Genomic DNA, 17,611 nt, shown 5'->3' with positions numbered 1-17,611 from the left:
ATGTTAGCTTTAGGTTAACTCCATGTTTAAAAAAATAAAGTTAAGAAAATAATTTGTGTTGTTCTCGCTTTCGCGAAAGCCGAATGCACAAAAATATAAAATTAAGTATAAAACCTTAATTACCAATGTTTTTCTAAACTACATTACATTAACGTTAAATATCTGTAAGCCAACTCACACAAGCTTTAAGAAATTGTACATTTGCGGAAAATATATATATCATGAAACAAATTTACTTAAGTGTTGTAATGCTTTTTGTTGCAGTTATCTCTTTTGCTCAAACTTCACAATTGCTTATCAGCAAGTATGGTGAAGGATCATCAAATAACAAATTTTTTGAAATTTACAATGGTACAGGCTCCTCTGTCAATCTTGATACTTATGCTTGGCCTAGTGTTTCAAACGAACCAACAGTTCCTGGAGAATATGAATTCTGGAATACATTTAATCCTGGAGCTGTGTTAGCTAATGGAGATGTTTATGTAGTTGCACATGGAAGTGCAGACGCCTCTATTCTTGCTCAAGCCGACCAAACTTTTAGCTTCCTTAGTAACGGAGATGATGGCTTTGCACTAGTATTAAACGACGGTACTTTTAACGATGCTGACAATGATGGAAATGTAGATGCTGGTGAAATGACAGGATTTACTATTCTTGACTTCTTAGGTGATTTTAATGCTGATCCAGGATCTGGATGGGATGTATCTGGAGTTACAAATGGAACAGCAAACCATACGTTAACCAGAAAATCTTCTGTCTGTGGACCCAACAATGACTGGGATTCGTCCAGAGGATATGACAGTGCAACCCTGTTGACTACAGCAGCAGCTTCAGAATGGGTTGTTACCGGGTCTGATAGTGGCTGGCTTACTATAGGATCTTATACCGGTTGTTCTACTGCGGCTATTTTAACTATTACAGCTCCTAGCGATGGAAGTGCACTTCCAGGGGGGACGACAAGTGCAGATATAATTTTCAGTGCTCAAAATGCGCCGGCAACGGCTACGTATGATATTATCGTGGGTGGTATCACTACAACAGGAGTGACATCTCCATTCCCTGTTACAGTTCAAGATGGCGGCTCGTATACGGTTACAGTAAATCTAGTTGATGCTGGCGCTACCCTAGCAACAGATTCTACAAACTTTACGGTTGCTTTTCCTTGTGACCTACAAGTAGGTACAATTACGGAGACCTGTCAGACTAACACATCTGGAATAGATTTATATAATGTTACTATCGATTATACAGGTGGTGGAACTTCCACTTATTCCATCGATACTTCTGGAAATGGAAGTATTGCTGGTGATGACCCGTCAACAGTGACTGCTGGTCAAATTTTAATTACAGGAGTCTCTGAAGGGACTAACTTCACTATTTCTTTTACAGGAGATGTAACAAATAGTAGCTGTAGTTTTTCACGCGATATTACTAGCCCTGCTTGTATAGGAAATGTTGTTTGTGCCAACCCTGGCGCTATTATTATCACAGAAATAATGCAAAATCCAAATGCTGTAAATGATAATTTTGGTGAATATTTTGAAGTGTATAACACAACATCCGTTGCTATCAACATGCAAGGATGGGAAATTAAAGATGATGCTACTGCAACCGAAATGCATGTAATAAGCTCACTTACCGTACCCGCAAATGGATATGCTGTATTAGCATTGAATAGTGACTCTAGCGTTAATGGTGGAATAACAGTTGACTATCAATACAGTGGTATAAGTTTAGGGAACGGTACAGACGGTATTATGATAGAATGCAGCGGTACTGTGATTGACGCAGTTATTTATGATGATGGCGCAACATTTCCTGATCCAACAGGAGTTAGTATGGAATTATCTGCTACAGCTTTAAACAGTACCGATAACGACCTTGGTGCTAACTGGGGAATTGCTGTAACCGCTTTTGGTGATGGTGATTTAGGAACTCCTGGTGCTGCAAATGACTTTACATTATCAAATGATTTATCTGAAGCTCTTACGTTCAACATATATCCCAATCCAGCTGTGGGAAATACGCTACACATCACTTCTTCTAATGGAGAAGCGGTAGACGTCGTGATCTATTCTACTTTAGGACAACAGGTATTAACTGCAAAGACACTTACTAACGAACTAAACATAGGCAGCCTAAATGCTGGTATGTATATCGTAAGACTTTCTCAAGGAAATGCTACTCAAACCCGCAAACTAGTTATCAAATAAACGATAATTACTTTCACAATTTACCAAGCGCTGCAGTCCTACTGCAGCGCTTTTTTTATTTACTTTTGTTTTAAATTATTTATGTGAAATTTCCCGTTTTTGATATCAATTCTAGTGAGGCATTTGAACAAATTACCTTGAAAATCTATAGGTATCAATTAGAAAAAAATCCTGTTTACCGTCAGTATTGCAACCTCATCAAAAAATCTGATGTCTCTATTCTAGAAGAAATCCCTTTCTTACCTATAGAGTTTTTCAAATCACATGAAGTAAAAAGCAACACCCAGTCGCCAGAAATAACTTTTACCAGCAGTGGCACAACCAGCAGCATTGTTTCAAAACATCATGTTACCGATTTGAATGTTTACAACCAAAGTTTAGATCAGAGTTTTAAAACTACTTACGGTGCAATTAAAGACTATGTAATTCTTGCCTTATTACCGCATTATCTGGATCGTACAGGTTCTTCCTTAGTCTATATGGCACAAGGCTGGATCAATGACTCTAACCATCCAAAAAGCGGCTTTTACCTCAACAATATAGAAGCACTTGCACAAGTTCTAAAAAGCTTTGAAAACAGCAACCAAAAAGTAATTCTTATAGGAGTCACTTTTGCTTTATTACAGCTTGCTGAAGAATATGCAATGCCCTTAAAAAATGTCATCATTATAGAAACTGGAGGCATGAAAGGAATGCGTAAAGAAATCGTAAAACCAGAATTGCATCATATTCTAAAAACAGCTTTTCCACAGGCGAGCATTCAAAGTGAGTATGGAATGACAGAATTGCTGTCCCAAGCCTATGCCAGCGATGGAATTAACTTTACAACCCCAAACTGGATGAAAGTAAGCACAAGAGACACTAACGATCCATTATCAGGCATAGCATACGGCAAAACTGGCGGACTTAATATTATAGATCTAGCCAACTATAACTCTTGTCCTTTTATAGCGACACAGGACCTAGGTAAGAGCTTTGAAAACGGTAGTTTTCAAGTTTTAGGAAGGTTTGATCATTCTGATATTAGAGGTTGTAATTTGATGGCGGTGGATTAAATAAAACCGCTGCGCTGCTAGAATCAAGTGGCAAGACTGAATCAAGTGATTATAGTTTTTGATGAAATGAAAGTAAGCGAATTTAAAAGAGAAGGTGGATTTTATAAATTTCCCCATAAACATGTATGCGTTATCAAAACAAACTGGATATTTATATAAGATCGAGAAACATCTAATCGTTGGTGACAGCACTTTTACCAACGGATTGACAAACAACAATTACTTATTAAAAAGAAAGGTAAACTCGCCTTGGTTCGAATATAAATCTGAATAAGTTTCGTATAAATTACACTTAAAAACTCTTGATCCTGCTTTTCAAATCATTTGCAAAAAAAAGGCTCTGTTAATTACAAAAATTAAAAGAGCCTTTTCTTAATGCCATTAACTGGGTTACTTCAGTAGCACCAAAAAATAATTCTTCTTACCACGCTGCAGTAAGATCATATTACCCGCGATGACATCTTGCTCCGTAATCATTTTATCTTCATCAATCTTGTTCTTGTTGATGCTTAGGCTGTTTTCTTTCAGTGCTCTACGTACCTCTGCATTAGAACTTAAAAAGCCAGTAGTTTCGTTCATAAAACTAACTACATCAGCACCGTTTGTAATAGAAGATCTTTCTATCTCCACTTGTGGCACTCCATCAAAAATCTCTAATAAGGTGGCTTGATCCATTTTACCCCATTGCTCTGGAGTTACCTTCTTTGAAAATAATATCCCAGAAGCTTCTACCGCAGTTTCATAAGCTTCTTTGCCATGTACCATCGTAGTTACTTCTTCGGCGAGGCGTTTTTGTAAAACTCTATAACCTGGGTCTTTTTGATGGTCTTCAATAAGCGCCTCACAAGTGTCTTGATCTAAGAAAGTAAAAATCTTGATCCAGGTGACCGCATCATCATCTGTTGAAGTGATCCAGAACTGATAAAATTTATAAACGCTCGTTTTATCTGCATCCAACCAGATGTTTCCCCCTTCTGTCTTACCAAATTTTGTTCCGTCTGCTTTAGTGACTAGTGGAGTTGTAATCGCATAAGCTTTACCTCTCGCCTTGCGACGTATTAACTCCGTTCCAGTGGTAATATTTCCCCATTGATCAGAACCACCAATTTGCAGTTTACAACCTTCATTTTCATATAGATACAAGTAATCATAGCCTTGGAATAACTGATACGTAAATTCTGTAAAACTCATTCCGTCGCCTTCTCCAGACACTCGTTTCTTTACAGATTCTTTTGCCATCATATAATTAACGGTAATGTGCTTACCGATATCGCGAGCAAATTCAATCAGACTAAAATCTTTCATCCAGTCGTAATTATTCACCAATTTTGCGCGAGTAGCTTCTTCACCTCCATCAAAATCTATAAATCTAGAGATCACACTTTTTACTCCTGCGATGTTTTTATCTAGAATGTCTTGCGTCAGTAAATTACGCTCTGCACTTTTACCACTAGGATCTCCTATCATTCCTGTAGCACCACCTACCAGTGCAATAGGTCTATGACCAGAGCGCTGTAAATGCATTAAGAGAATAATTTGCACCATACTCCCTATATGAAGGGAATCTGCTGTTGGGTCAAAACCTATGTAGCCAGAAACAAGTTCCTTTTGTAACATTTCTTCTGTATCTGGCATGATATCGTGTATCATCCCACGCCATTTTAATTCTTGTACAAAGTTGTAAGCCATTATAGTAATTTTACGGCTGCAAATATATGTGGTTTAGCCGTTTTTAACGGTTTTAGCATCAGTTATTGTATGAATTTACTGGAAAAGAGAATGGATATTTATTTAATTACTGGAAGCATAAAAATAAAGCATAGCCTTAATTGCGATTCTTTTTTTGATGAAATCCACGAAAAAAAGGAACGTTTTATTAAATAAAATTCAAATGGTATCAGCTTCGTATTGTTTATTTTTACCACATGATATTAATCACAGGTGCAACAGGATTAGTAGGTGGACATTTGTTATACCGCTTTCGCGAAAGCGGAAAAAACATCATTGCAACCTATCGCAATCTTAACACGTTAGATAAAACACGTGAGATTTTTGAATCCTATGAAGCTGGTGCTGGTTCACTAGTGGACAGCTTTCAATGGATCAAAGCTGATATCCTTGAAGTGCCCAGTCTTGAGAAAGCGATGGAAAATGTGACTGCCGTCTATCATTGTGCAGCTGCCATTGAGAACTTTCATTTTGAGGAAATGAAAAATATCAATATGCGAGGTACCGAAAATGTAGTCAATGTTGCTATTTCTAGCGGTGTTAAAAAGTTATGCCACATAAGTAGCATCGCCGCATTAGGTGAAGCGATAGGAGACAGATTTGTAAATGAAGAAGATTTTTTCAATCTAGACGGTCTTAATACCAATTATGCAATTACAAAATTTGGTGCTGAAATGGAAGCATGGAGAGCCACTCAAGAAAACATAGATGTAATTATTGTTAATCCAGGAATTATTATAGGTGAAGGGAACTGGAATAGCGGCTCTGGTCAACTTATAACCGAAACCGATAATGGCAATAAATATTATACGAGCGGCAGTAGTGGTTTTGTAGATGTCAGAGATGTAGCTCTCGCTGTACAAAAGTTAACGGAAGGTAGCTTTAAGAACGATCGGTATATTTTAGTTTCAGAAAACAAAAACTACCGCGATATTTTAGACCAAATTGCGCTGACGCTGCAAAAACGCAAGCCTCATATTCATCTCAACAGTAGTCTTCTTAAAACGGTATCTTATTTTCTTAAGATTCTTAAGCTTTTAGGGTTTAACCGTCAATTAAGCATGGCACGAGTTCATTCCATCACCTCAAAAACAAAGTATTCTAACGCTAAAATTAAAAAAACAATAGGCCTCGAATTTACTCCTATTCAAGAAACTATTAAACGAGTAACTGCTTTTTACAAGACAAGATATTAATTACTAGTCTTCTTCAGATCCTAATTTTTCAAACTCTTTGTCCCCATCTTTAATGCTGCTTTTAAAAATATGACTTTGCTTTTCCTTAGAAATTATTTCTTGTCTTGCACTTACAGAATCCTGAAGGCTTTTTAAATTATCTTGGACTTGATTTATTATAGTTAAATAATCCTCTACTCGATCTGTATAGTAATTAAAATTCTCTTTAAAAATGAGACTATCCATATCATACTTATTATAGATATAAGCGCTGGGCAGAATACCCGACTGGATATACGCATCTTTATTTGAAGAAATGGCGCCCTCAATTACATATAGATCAGTTAATAAATTGGCCATTTTATCTTTAGAGAATAGATTTTCTGGCTGGGAAGACTTCTTTACATTAGAACATGAAAAAGTAAAGATTATAAAAAACACCACTATTGCTTTTTTCATCGTACAAAAGAGAGTTCTTGAGCATTTTTATTTTTTGAAACCTTGAAGTTCTTGTACGCAAGTTCCCCATTTACAAAAGTTTGCATGATGCGACTCTTAAAGGTTACTCCTTCAAATGGTGACCACCCGCATTTTGCAAGTATGTTATCTTTAGTAACGGTCCAAGGATTATTAGTATCTACCACAACAAGGTCTGCTTTGTAACCTTCTCTGATAAAACCTCTCTTTTCTATATCAAATAATAATGCTGGATTGTGACACATTTTTTCCACTACTTTTTCAATAGTGATTTTTTCATCATGTACAAACTGTAACATGGCTGGCAACCCGTGTTGCACTAAAGGACCACCGCTAGGACATGAACTATATGGATTTGATTTTTCTTCTAGGGTATGAGGTGCATGATCTGTAGCAATTACATCTATGCGACCATCGAGAAGTGCTTCCCATAATTGATCTCTATCTGCAGCTGTTTTAACGGCTGGATTCCATTTGATCAACTTCCCTCTAGTAGCGTAATCTTCATCACTAAACCATAAATGATGTATACAGACTTCTGAGGTTATTTGCTTATCAGCTACGGATTGCTTGTTAGAGAAAAGAGACGTCTCTTTACCAGTTGATAAATGGAATACATGGATCCTTGCACCCGTTTCCTCTGCTAGTTGTATGGCGCCACTACTACTTATATAGCAAGCTTCTTCGCTCCTTATTAAAGGATGCTGATCCATAGGAATATCATCTCCATATTTCTCAAAAGCTTTTTTAAAATTAGCTTTGATCGTTTCTTCATCTTCACAATGAAGAGCGATTCTTAACTTTACCTTAGAGAAAATATTTCTAAGTACTTCTTTATCATCGATAAGCATGTTACCTGTAGAAGAACCTAGAAAAAGTTTCAAAGCGGGTACACGAGAAATATCTACTTTCAATATTTCTTCTAAATTATCGTTTGTACCACCAAACATAAAAGCATAATTGGCATGGCTATCTTTTTGTGCCATTGCCATTTTATTCTCCCATTCCTGAATGGTCGTCGTCTGCGGGTTTGTATTAGGCATCTCCATAAAAGTAGTAATTCCACCAGCTACTGCTGCAGCACTTTCTGAAGCTATCGTTGCTTTATGAGTAAGGCCTGGCTCTCTGAAGTGCACTTGATCATCGATCACACCAGGTAAAAGATAATTACCTTCAATATCAATAACAAGAGTATCGGCATTTTTTGCACTTATACTTTCTGAAATTTCGATAATTGTATCGCCTTCAATGTACACGTCACCTTGCATGGTAACTCCATCAGTAACAATCTTTGCATTTTTAATTAACGTCTTTTTCATATTTCCAGTTTACCTGTCAAGCTTTTCATTTTCATCATAAAAACTCCTGTTACAGCTTCTTGTATGATACCACCACTCATCTTAGATTGCCCTCTAGATCTGTCTGTAAAGATAACTGGTAGCTCTATGATTTTTGCTTTTAAAAGATAGGATTTAAACTTCATTTCTATTTGAAAAGCATATCCCACAAACTTAATCTTATCTAAGTCCATTTTTCTTAAAAGAGAAGCTCGATAGCACACGAATCCAGCAGTAGTATCGTGAATATCCATTCTTGTTATGAAACGCACATATTTTGAAGCAAAATAGGATAACAGTACTCTAGACATGGGCCAGTTAACGACATTTACACCTTTTACATACCTGCTTCCTATGGCTAGATCTGCTCCATAATTTGCACAAACTTTATATAAACTTGTGAGGTCATTAGGATCATGAGAGAAATCAGCATCCATTTCAAAGATATATTCATAATCTCGCATTAAAGCCCATTTAAAGCCATGAATATAAGCTGTCCCTAGTCCTAGTTTCCCTGGACGTTCCTCCATAAATAATCGATTAGGGTAAAGTGCTATGTTTTTTCTTACCACTTCAGACGTACCGTCTGGAGATGCATCATCTACAATTAATACATGTACGTTTTCATTTTGATTTAATACAGCGTCCAACATCAACTGAATATTCTCCAGCTCGTTGTATGTAGGAATAATAATTAGCGTATTTTTCATAATAAGCCGCAAAAATAAACAATTAATCTACTAGCTATGTAAAGGTTTGCTAAATCATATTATTTTTACCACATTATATGAATATAGAACTTCGCCATATTGAGCTCCATGACTGGATCGCTATCACCCTGTTATTGGGTGTATTGCTTCTTTCTATCACCAGATGGTTTTCTACATTTCTTATAACGGACTTACTCAGTTCCTATTTTAAAGATCGGTTCATTAAACTTTCTAAAAATGACGAGGATGGCTCTTCCTTATTAATAATAAGTAGTGTTGTTGTTTACGTGATTAACATATCGCTCTTTATTTATTTGTGCTATCAAAATTCACAGCAGCATGCCATAACTCTTAACGGCTACATTTTAACCCTAACCGCAATATCTGTATATATACTTTCAAGACACTTTCTTGGGAAACTTATAGCGACCCTTTGTGATTTTGAAGAATTGTTATTTATAATAGACCACCATAGGAATATTTATCGGGCGATGTTTGCCTACCTGCTTATTATTATAAACTTTATAGTAATTTATGGGTACCGAATGAATGAGGCTGCTTTCTTCATTTCCCTCATCACCATTGCATTAATACTATTTCTATACAACCTGATATTAATTTATACTTACAGAAGCTTTGTGTTTGCCTCTATCTTCTATTTTATTTTGTACCTTTGCACCTTTGAAATTGCACCCTATCTACTTTTATATAAGTATATTATGCTGTGATCACCTGTTTTTAAAAGAAAAATACCTTTATGAAAGTGAAAACAATTTTAGTTTCCCAACCTGAACCTAAAATGGAAAATTCACCATATCAAAATTTGGTGAATAGAACAAAAGTTAAAATTGACTTTCGTTCTTTTATACATGTTGAAGGAGCTGCCGCAAAAGAAGTGCGCGAGCAAAAAATAGATTTATCTAAGTTTACCGCAATTATTTTAACGAGTCGCAATGCTGTAGATCATTTCTTTAGAGTTGCTGAAGAGATGAGATTTAAAATTCCAGACTCTTTAAAATATTTTTGTCAGAGTGAAGCCGTTGCTTACTACCTACAGAAATATGTAGTATATCGCAAACGCAAAATTTACGTAGGTAAAAGAACTTTTCCAGAGTTGTGCCCTTTAATAAAAAAACACAAGAATGAAATATTTCTTATTCCTAGCTCTGATAAGGTAGGAGGCTCTTCTGCTTTAGAGTTAGATAAGTTAGGTGTAAAATGGACTAGCGGCACTTTTTTCCGGACTGTAATCAGTGATCTCTCTGATCTCGCAGACGTGAAATATGATGTTTTAGTATTCTTTAGCCCCAGTGGAATTGAGTCCTTATTCCAAAACTTTCCTGAATTCATACAGGAGAAAACTTGTATAGCTGTATTTGGCAATACGACTATGAAAGCTGCACAAGACAAAGGGTTGAGGATTGATATACAAGCTCCTACACCAGAGTCTCCATCCATGACTATGGCAATAGAGAATTACATTAAAGAGAAGTCTTAACATACATATCCCGCTTTCGCGAAAGCAGGTCTGTAAGAAAATAAAAACGTCCTGAATAGTATATTCAGGACGTTTTTTATATAAATTATTTACCCTTCTTTCCTTAAAATGGGGAAACTCTATAGTTTTCTAGGCGGTCCACCTGCAAGAATTTCTTCTGAAGCTTGCTCCTCAAACTTCTTAAAGTTATTGATAAAAAACTGTCTCAATTTCTCTGCCGTTTCATAATACCCTTTATCATTATTCCATGATTCACGTGGACTCAGCACTTTAGGAGGCACATTAGGACACGTTATAGGCACAGCCATACCAAACATGGAGTGTTTGCGATAAACACCTTTATTAGCTTCTTCTAAAGAGCCGTCTATAGCAGCGGTAATCATAGCGCGGGTATATTTTAGCTTCATGCGACTACCGACTCCATATGGGCCACCGGTCCAACCCGTATTTACCAGCCAAACTTTCACACTAGACTCTTTCATTTTTTTACTTAACATCTCAGCATATGTGGTGGGATGTAAGGGCATAAATGGCGCACCAAAACAAGCTGAAAAACTAGGAACTGGCTCCGTGACACCAGTCTCTGTTCCTGCGACTTTTGCTGTATAACCACTGATAAAGTGATATGCAGCCTGACCTGGAGTCAATTTAGAAATAGGAGGTAAAACGCCGAAAGCATCTGCTGTGAGAAAAAAGATGTTTTTTGGGTTTTTCCCTATAGAAGATTCTTTTATATTTTCTATATAGTCAATAGGATAACTTACTCGCGTATTTTGAGTGATAGTGGTATCTTCGAAATCGACACTTTTATCGTCATTTAAAATAACATTCTCTAAGACAGCACCTGGCTTAATAGCATTATAAATTTCTGGCTCACCATCAGGATCTAAATTAATTACTTTTGCGTAACAGCCGCCTTCAAAATTGAAAACTTCATTGTCTTCTGTCCAGCCATGCTCATCATCACCGATTAACGAACGATTAGGATCTGTAGAAAGTGTGGTTTTTCCAGTACCGCTAAGACCAAAGAAAATAGCTGTATTTCCATCCTTACCTTCATTAGCACTGCAATGCATAGGAAGTGTATTTTTAAATACCGGAAGAATAAAGTTTAAGGCACTGAATATTCCTTTCTTGATTTCACCGGTATAACCAGTTCCACCTATCAAAGCAATTTTTCTAGTGAAATTTAGAATCGCAAAATTGTGCTGTCTGGTGCCATCCTGATCTGGAACGGCCATAAATCCTGGTGCATTAATTACCGTCCATTCTGCATCAAAACCTTCAAGTTCGTCTTCAGTAGGTCTAATAAACATGTTATAAGCAAACATGTTGGACCATGGGTATTCATTGATAACTCTTAATTTAAGACGGTAACCTTTGTGAGCACAAGCAAAAGCATCACGAACAAAAAGTTCTTTGCCGTCCAGATAAGAGGTCACTTTACTTAGAAGGGCATCAAATTTATCCGTCTCAAATGGCAAGTTTATAGCTCCCCACCATACTTTATCTTCTGTTACCTTATCTTTAACAATAAATCGATCCATGGGAGAACGGCCGGTAAATTCACCGGTATCTATAGCTAACGTACCATTATCGGTTTCTTTACCACTATAACTCTCTACAGATATTTTTTGTAAAACCTCAGGTGAGAGTTGGTAGTTTATTTTGGAATTTTTAATTCCCCATTCACTTAACGCAATCGATTGCGTTTTTGAGGTGTTTGAATGCATATTAATCCGTTTAGTTAGATTTTACACAAAAATAAAACACTAAAATGGGTCTCGCTAATTATTTATTGAATTATGTGAAATGATTTTCCAAAGTGCAAAAAACCACCCTGAAATAAGGCTTAAGCCTCCCAAAGGTGTGATGGGCCCTAGAAATTTTAAATTCATATTTAACCACTTAGAGAGCGAAAGCGCATAAATACTGAAACAAAACATTAGCATTCCTGCCATAAAAAGATACAACAAAATATTTTTTGAAGAATCTGATAGAAGGTTTACTTGTGAAAAAGCTATCAAAGCTACCGCATGAAATAATTGATAACGCACACCAGTCTCAAAACTTTTTATTTGCTGCGGCCCCAGTACTTTTTCTAAAGTATGTGCACCCAAAGCGCCTAAAATAACCGCGATAACAGCAAAACTACATCCAGCAATTAATAACTTTCTTTCCATTGTATATGAATTTAACTTAAGACTCTTAACTTGCTGCAAAATTACAACAGCTATGCGTAACATCTTAATAATAGGTGCCGGAAAATCTACAGGAGTTTTAGTAGATTATCTTTTAAATAAATCTGACGAACATCAACTTCAACTACTCATTGCCGATAAAAATTTGCAAAGTGCTGAATCACTAAGCCAAAATCATGAAAATGCCACTGCTATTGAACTGGATATTTTTGAACCTGAGCAACGCAGAGAACAGATTCAAAAAGCAGATATTGTCATATCCATGTTGCCCGCAAGGTTTCATATAGAAGTAGCAAAAGATTGTGTTTCCTTTAATAAGAACTTAGTGACTGCTAGTTATGTAAGTCCTGAGATGGAATCCCTAGATAAAGAGGTAAAAGAAAAGGGACTGGTATTTATGAATGAGATAGGAGTTGATCCAGGAGTTGATCACATGAGCGCCATGCAAATCATAGACCGCATTACCAATCAGGGTGGTAAAATACTCCTTTTTGAATCTTTTACTGGTGGACTCGTAGCTCCTGAAGACGATAATAACCTCTGGAATTATAAATTTACTTGGAACCCTCGCAATGTCGTCACTGCTGGTCAGGGCGGTGCTGCAAAATTTATTCAAGAAGGCAAGTACAAGTACATTCCGTACAACCGCCTTTTTAGAAGGACAGAATTTCTCGCTGTAGAAGGTTATGGACGTTTTGAAGCACTTGCTAATAGGAACAGTCTTACCTATAAAGATATATATGGACTCAAAGATGTCCTTACTTTGTACCGCGGTACCATGCGTCGTGTAGGTTTCAGTAAAGCCTGGAATATGTTCGTACAACTGGGAATGACCGACGACACTTATATAATCGAAGGGTCGGAAAACATGACTTATCGTGATTTTGTCAATAGCTTTTTACCCTATTCTCCTACCGACAGTGTGGAACTTAAAATGCGTCACGAACTTAAAGTAGATCAAGATGATATCATGTGGCTCAAACTAGAAGAGCTAGACATCTTTACCAATGACAAAAAAATAGGCATCCCAAATGCAACTCCTGCGCAAATGCTTCAATCCATATTAGAGGACTCCTGGACATTACAACCTGGTGAAAAAGACATGATTGTGATGTACCATAAATTTGGCTACGAATTGAATGGAGAGAAAAAGCAAATAGACAGTACTATGGTGTGTCTAGGTGATGGCAAATTACAAACTGCTATGGCTAAAACTGTAGGTCTTCCTGTAGGTATAGCAGCCCTAAAAATTTTAAACGGTGAGCTTACAGAACCCGGTGTTCAAATTCCAATTAAAGCCGCTGTATACGACCCTATTCTTAAGGAATTAGAAGGATACGGCATTCGTTTCCACGAAAGTGAGACAGAATATTTAGGATATAATAAATTGAACTTGTAGTTAGAAATCATCAAAAAAACCAAAAAGAGCCAGTTGTTCAACAAAACAACCGGCTCTTTTTAATTCAACTAAAGCTTTAATTGGTCTCCTCTTCAAATAAGTATTGAATTTCAAAAATTAGATTCCTGATACATTTGAAACAAAATTAAGACCCCTTTATTCACTGAGAATGATTGCCGAGATTCCTGATAAATTTAGAAAAACTCTTTGTTAAGATGAGGTATTTTAGAACCCAATTTTCTAGGATTCTGGGATGATTATTTCAACAAGAACCTCAAATATGACTTTAACTGGAAAGTGAGAAATGAAAAGAATCATCTCTCCTTTGGAGAAACAGGAAATAGTTCACAAAGTTGGAATCTAAAAGCGATACTTTACATTAAGCAATAGGTATCGAGGTAACAATCGATAAGAAACTGTAGATGAAGAAACGTCATTTATGGAACTGGTTCTAAATTGCTCTGTATTGGTAAGATTTCTTGCCATAAAGGAGAACGAAAACGGACTGTCTTTTATATTATATCTCGCATCCAGATCGAGGAAATAATAGGTGTTATCTCCTTCGTTAATATTACCAAAGAAGTACCGCTCTGATTTGATCTGAACATCAAACTGCTCATTAAAGACAAAGTTTACATCTAGAAACGAATTGTTATCTACAAAAGAGTTTTTAATACCAGCCGACTCTATTTGATTCCATGTCCAAGTAGTACCTATGTGGTAATTAAAAACACCGTCAAAGGCAGATCGCATTTCTAGACCTAAATTATAGTTGGCACTTTCTACTTCTCTTAAATTAGAATTATTAATGATGTTTTTAAAATTACGTTGCGAGTAGCCACCTTTCAATTTAAAGTTAGAACTAATTTTACCCAAGTAATAATCCATGTTGGCATTGAGCATTATGGACTCTCTGTCTTCGATGAGAATCTTAGACGTTTGCGAGTAATTAGGTCGTAAGACAGAATTGGTTGAGAAAAAATCGTGATCTTGGGTATAACTGGCCATAAAATTGGCAAAAAACTGATCGCTCCAGTTACCTAGCTGATAATTAAAATTAAGACTGCTCGCCTCTACTTGGTTAAAACTGCCAGTTCCTTTATTAAAGGATCTAAAACTGGTCAACACAAATTGATCATACACATCAAGAATACCAGCATTAGTCGTGTTGTGCGCGCCTCCTATGCCTATTTTGTTCTTTTTATTGATCTTATAATTTGCCTCTAGTCTTGGATTAATGAAAAACGGTTGCTCACTTGAGCTAGTTCCCGATTGTTCCAGACTATTAAATAATTGGTGTGCGTCTAGCGATCCTGTTAGTTTTACATCGCTCCATTTGTACAGGTATTTCCCTTTCAAGTAAAGGTCATTGACACTATATCTTGTGTCATTTTCATAACCTGGCGTGGGGTTGATGGTGTTTCCGCTTTCGCGAAAGCGTAACCTATTTTCTAACCGATCTTCTCGATATTCATTCCCTACTTGTACTTCTAGCAAGTGACCGTTTTCTTTACGATCCAAATAATGAGCGTTAAAACCGGCGTAGGTCATGCCATTTTCTAGATCTTGAAAAACAGATTCTGGTTGTGGTGTCGTATTGAACAAATCCTGAAAGAAATACTGATTCACATCATAACGTTGTGGCGCTTTTTCATCAATAAATCTACCGGTAATGAGTAACACACGCGCGTCATCAAGTCTATTCGTATAAGTGGTAATATGATCCAGTCGCTGGTTTGCTGCGGTAAGCGATTCTAGTGTAGAAACACCATTGAATAATAAATTACTACCTGCATCGTTGCCTCTATCGCTGTAGGAAGTTATAGACTCTATACTTGCGGTTTTAGAAATATCATAATTGAGCTGGAGTTTACCAAAGCTAGTCTGGTACTTGTTGCGCAATACATAATCTTCGGTATTAGTGAAATCAGTATCGTTTGCAAAAAAGCTATTGGTGCTGTTTCTAAAAAAGTCTTTTTCGTCCCAATTAAAAAAGCCTATGGTTTTTAGTTTTAGTTTTTCGCTTGGGTTAAAAATAGCGTTTAAAGAAAGTAACTCTGCATTATTAAAATTAGAACGACTGGCTTTAAAGTTATACAATCCAGCTTCTAGACTCAATAAATTGCTGACTTGCTCGCCATCTCCTACACGACCAGGTTCTCCATAGCGAAAAGGATTGATCAGGTTACTCACATCTCCTGTGGCATCTTGACCAGTAGAGTTGGCATTTCCTAAAAAATAGAATTTATTCTTTTTACCAAAGCTCATTAAATTAAAACGTGCTTGATAAAAAGAATCACCTTCTAGATCTTGACCTATTTCTACATTACCAAACCACTGGCGTTTGGCATCTTCATCTAGAGTAAGGTTTAAAGCGACTTTATCACTTTCTTCCACTCCTTTAAGGAGTTTATTATTAGAATAATGCTGTAGGATCTCAATTTTGTTAAGCGGTTTTGCAGGCATGTTTTTAGTGAGAATCTTGTAGCCTTTTTCAAAAAAGTCATCTCCTTCTATCATAACTTTTTCTACCTCTTGGTTTCCTATTTTAATAGTACCATCAGCTTCTACAGTAAGTCCAGGGATTTTTTTAAGTAAATCTTCTACCACTTCTTCATTGCCTTGCATAAAGGCTTTGGCATCTATAATAATGGTGTCTTTCTTAATACGTATAGGCAAGTCTGCATTAATGATAATTTCATTGAGCTCTAGTTGTTGCTCTTGCATGGTTACGTTAATGGTGATTTCTTCCTTAATATCTGTAATATTAATAGCTACTGGCGCAGCTTTATAGGATAAAGAAGAAATACTAAGAAAATACGCGCCAGTTTCTTCTGGCTGGATGTTATAAAAACCCAGTTGATCTGTTTGTGTAAAAGCCACAATACTACTGTCTTGTGCGGTTTTAAGAATCACCGTTGCAAAAGCCACCGGTTCTTTTAATTCATTTACCGCAGTACCTGATATTTGCGCAGTAGTTATAAAGCATAGTAAAAATATAAAAAGACCGGTTAGGGTCTTTTTATTTAATTTATTATTGGAATGAAAGCTACTTTTTTTCTTCATCTTCGGTTTACCATTCAAAAACTCTCTCAACACTAAGACGTTCGTATGTGGTTTTTACGTTGTTATAACCTTTGGGTAATCTTGCGACACTTGCCTTACTTGCCTTCTCTCTTAAATTTTGACCAAATTCAATATATTCTCTCATTGACATTGTTATACAATCATCACATAATTTTGAATCTGTTTTTTCATCAAATTTGGTGTTAATTCTAGTCGCAATCCATGAATTGAATGAATTACCACCAATAGAATTAATACTTATGATCAAACCAGGTAGTCCATTAAATTTAAATGGACCAAAATTTATAGGGATTTGTGTGGTAAACCATGCTTCGTATTCTCTGCCTCTAAATTTGGTAATAGCCTTATTGCAAGTATAACCGTTTATTTTTTTAATAGCTTTATTATCAATATTCCAATTAATTTCTGGAAGACTGTCTATAATTAATCTATTTACCCCTTTGTATTTTAATTGAAAATGCAGAATGGGATTGTTTTTGTTTTGAAAATATTCAATCTTATTTAGTTTGATGTTTTTTTGAACAAGATTGGCCTCGTTACCATTTATTTTATCCTTTTTCTTATTTTCTCCTAGAAAGGATTTATTGTAATAATAAGAAGAATTTTGATTGGCAATTAAAGTTTCTTGATTAACATACTCATCCGTTGTGTATGTGTAGTCAACTTTAATTGATTGTGATAAAACAAAAAAAGGAATTAATAAAAATAATATTTTCATAAACCATACGTAA

General features: G+C 36.1%; 14 protein-coding genes. 6 read left to right on the top strand and 8 right to left on the bottom strand.

The features are described 5' to 3' along the window. The first annotated feature begins 221 nt into the window (after positions 1–221). Together ACJAT0_RS05880 and ACJAT0_RS05875 are read left to right on the top strand one after the other, a co-directional pair. A complete protein-coding gene (locus ACJAT0_RS05880) occupies positions 222–2,213 on the top strand; it encodes a lamin tail domain-containing protein (RefSeq protein ID WP_415180904.1) in 1,992 nt (663 codons plus the stop codon). Positions 2,214–2,296: 83 nt separating this feature from the next. Beyond that, positions 2,297–3,268 carry an acyl transferase gene (locus ACJAT0_RS05875; RefSeq protein WP_415180903.1) on the top strand — a complete coding sequence of 324 codons (972 nt, stop codon included), beginning with the start codon at positions 2,297–2,299 and terminating at the stop codon, positions 3,266–3,268. A 390-nt stretch (positions 3,269–3,658) separates the two neighbouring features. Here the strand turns inward: ACJAT0_RS05875 and tyrS are convergent, their stop codons facing one another. After that, complete coding sequence (gene tyrS, locus ACJAT0_RS05870; protein ID WP_415180902.1) at positions 3,659–4,957, bottom strand: tyrosine--tRNA ligase; 1,299 nt, start codon at positions 4,955–4,957, stop codon at positions 3,659–3,661. Between the two features lie 236 nt (positions 4,958–5,193). On the opposite strand from tyrS, the gene ACJAT0_RS05865 reads away from it, so the two are divergent. After that, entirely contained in the window at positions 5,194–6,192 is a 999-nt protein-coding gene (locus tag ACJAT0_RS05865; RefSeq protein ID WP_415180901.1) for an NAD-dependent epimerase/dehydratase family protein, read from the top strand. Positions 6,193–6,195: 3 nt separating this feature from the next. Here ACJAT0_RS05865 and ACJAT0_RS05860 read toward each other — a convergent pair whose 3' ends face one another. Genes ACJAT0_RS05860 through ACJAT0_RS05850 form a run of 3 tightly spaced genes read right to left on the bottom strand, consistent with a single transcriptional unit; the run spans position 6,196 to position 8,695 of the window. Beyond that, positions 6,196–6,630, bottom strand: coding sequence for a DUF4296 domain-containing protein (locus ACJAT0_RS05860; protein WP_415180900.1), 435 nt, complete (start codon positions 6,628–6,630; stop codon positions 6,196–6,198). Next, the gene (locus tag ACJAT0_RS05855) at positions 6,627–7,967 is read right to left on the bottom strand and encodes a dihydroorotase (protein ID WP_415180899.1); all 1,341 of its coding nucleotides are present in this window, start codon (positions 7,965–7,967) and stop codon (positions 6,627–6,629) included. The genes ACJAT0_RS05860 and ACJAT0_RS05855 overlap by 4 nt, the downstream gene beginning before the upstream one ends. Beyond that, positions 7,964–8,695: a polyprenol monophosphomannose synthase gene (locus tag ACJAT0_RS05850; RefSeq protein ID WP_415180898.1), complete on the bottom strand. Its 732-nt coding sequence runs from the start codon at positions 8,693–8,695 to the stop codon at positions 7,964–7,966. Before ACJAT0_RS05850 ends, ACJAT0_RS05855 begins: the two co-directional genes overlap by 4 nt. Before the next feature lie 77 nt (positions 8,696–8,772). Between ACJAT0_RS05850 and ACJAT0_RS05845 the strand changes: the two genes are divergently transcribed. Both ACJAT0_RS05845 and ACJAT0_RS05840 read left to right on the top strand, forming a co-directional pair. Next, positions 8,773–9,423 (top strand): DUF4271 domain-containing protein, encoded by a 651-nt coding sequence (locus ACJAT0_RS05845; RefSeq protein ID WP_415180897.1) that lies wholly within the window; start codon positions 8,773–8,775, stop codon positions 9,421–9,423. Positions 9,424–9,452: 29 nt separating this feature from the next. Continuing rightward, positions 9,453–10,193 carry a uroporphyrinogen-III synthase gene (locus tag ACJAT0_RS05840; RefSeq protein WP_374003180.1) on the top strand — a complete coding sequence of 247 codons (741 nt, stop codon included), beginning with the start codon at positions 9,453–9,455 and terminating at the stop codon, positions 10,191–10,193. 119 nt (positions 10,194–10,312) lie between these two features. Here the strand turns inward: ACJAT0_RS05840 and pckA are convergent, their stop codons facing one another. Together pckA and ACJAT0_RS05830 are read right to left on the bottom strand one after the other, a co-directional pair. Further along, positions 10,313–11,926, bottom strand: a complete 1,614-nt coding sequence (gene pckA / locus ACJAT0_RS05835) for a phosphoenolpyruvate carboxykinase (ATP) (protein ID WP_415180896.1) — start codon at positions 11,924–11,926, stop codon at positions 10,313–10,315. 54 nt (positions 11,927–11,980) lie between these two features. Further along, positions 11,981–12,439 (bottom strand): DUF423 domain-containing protein, encoded by a 459-nt coding sequence (locus ACJAT0_RS05830; protein ID WP_415180895.1) that lies wholly within the window; start codon positions 12,437–12,439, stop codon positions 11,981–11,983. Here ACJAT0_RS05830 and ACJAT0_RS05825 point away from each other — a divergent pair. Then, the gene (locus tag ACJAT0_RS05825; RefSeq protein WP_415180894.1) at positions 12,429–13,793 is read left to right on the top strand and encodes a saccharopine dehydrogenase family protein; all 1,365 of its coding nucleotides are present in this window, start codon (positions 12,429–12,431) and stop codon (positions 13,791–13,793) included. The genes ACJAT0_RS05830 and ACJAT0_RS05825 overlap by 11 nt on opposite strands. Before the next feature lie 360 nt (positions 13,794–14,153). Here the strand turns inward: ACJAT0_RS05825 and ACJAT0_RS05820 are convergent, their stop codons facing one another. Next, positions 14,154–16,859 (bottom strand): carboxypeptidase-like regulatory domain-containing protein, encoded by a 2,706-nt coding sequence (locus tag ACJAT0_RS05820; protein ID WP_415180893.1) that lies wholly within the window; start codon positions 16,857–16,859, stop codon positions 14,154–14,156. Positions 16,860–16,866: 7 nt separating this feature from the next. Continuing rightward, the gene (locus tag ACJAT0_RS05815) at positions 16,867–17,598 is read right to left on the bottom strand and encodes a GLPGLI family protein (protein WP_415180892.1); all 732 of its coding nucleotides are present in this window, start codon (positions 17,596–17,598) and stop codon (positions 16,867–16,869) included. Positions 17,599–17,611 lie beyond the last annotated feature (13 nt).

The sequence above is a fragment of the Nonlabens sp. genome, from assembly GCF_047636915.1.
Taxonomy (GTDB): Bacteria; Bacteroidota; Bacteroidia; order Flavobacteriales; family Flavobacteriaceae; genus Nonlabens.
This window is presented reverse-complemented; position numbering and strand designations above follow the sequence as displayed.

What these genes read in the sequence shown, in the direction of transcription:
- ACJAT0_RS05880 (WP_415180904.1), top strand. Translation starts at nt 222, where the DNA reads ATGAAACAAATTTACTTAAGTGTTGTAATGCTTTTTGTTGCAGTTATC.
- tyrS (WP_415180902.1), bottom strand. Translation starts at nt 4,957, where the DNA reads ATGGCTTACAACTTTGTACAAGAATTAAAATGGCGTGGGATGATACAC.
- ACJAT0_RS05865 (WP_415180901.1), top strand. Translation starts at nt 5,194, where the DNA reads ATGATATTAATCACAGGTGCAACAGGATTAGTAGGTGGACATTTGTTA.
- ACJAT0_RS05860 (WP_415180900.1), bottom strand. Translation starts at nt 6,630, where the DNA reads ATGAAAAAAGCAATAGTGGTGTTTTTTATAATCTTTACTTTTTCATGT.
- ACJAT0_RS05855 (WP_415180899.1), bottom strand. Translation starts at nt 7,967, where the DNA reads ATGAAAAAGACGTTAATTAAAAATGCAAAGATTGTTACTGATGGAGTT.
- ACJAT0_RS05850 (WP_415180898.1), bottom strand. Translation starts at nt 8,695, where the DNA reads ATGAAAAATACGCTAATTATTATTCCTACATACAACGAGCTGGAGAAT.
- ACJAT0_RS05845 (WP_415180897.1), top strand. Translation starts at nt 8,773, where the DNA reads ATGAATATAGAACTTCGCCATATTGAGCTCCATGACTGGATCGCTATC.
- ACJAT0_RS05840 (WP_374003180.1), top strand. Translation starts at nt 9,453, where the DNA reads ATGAAAGTGAAAACAATTTTAGTTTCCCAACCTGAACCTAAAATGGAA.
- pckA (WP_415180896.1), bottom strand. Translation starts at nt 11,926, where the DNA reads ATGCATTCAAACACCTCAAAAACGCAATCGATTGCGTTAAGTGAATGG.
- ACJAT0_RS05825 (WP_415180894.1), top strand. Translation starts at nt 12,429, where the DNA reads ATGCGTAACATCTTAATAATAGGTGCCGGAAAATCTACAGGAGTTTTA.
- ACJAT0_RS05830 (WP_415180895.1), bottom strand. Translation starts at nt 12,439, where the DNA reads ATGTTACGCATAGCTGTTGTAATTTTGCAGCAAGTTAAGAGTCTTAAG.
- ACJAT0_RS05820 (WP_415180893.1), bottom strand. Translation starts at nt 16,859, where the DNA reads ATGAAGAAAAAAAGTAGCTTTCATTCCAATAATAAATTAAATAAAAAG.
- ACJAT0_RS05815 (WP_415180892.1), bottom strand. Translation starts at nt 17,598, where the DNA reads ATGAAAATATTATTTTTATTAATTCCTTTTTTTGTTTTATCACAATCA.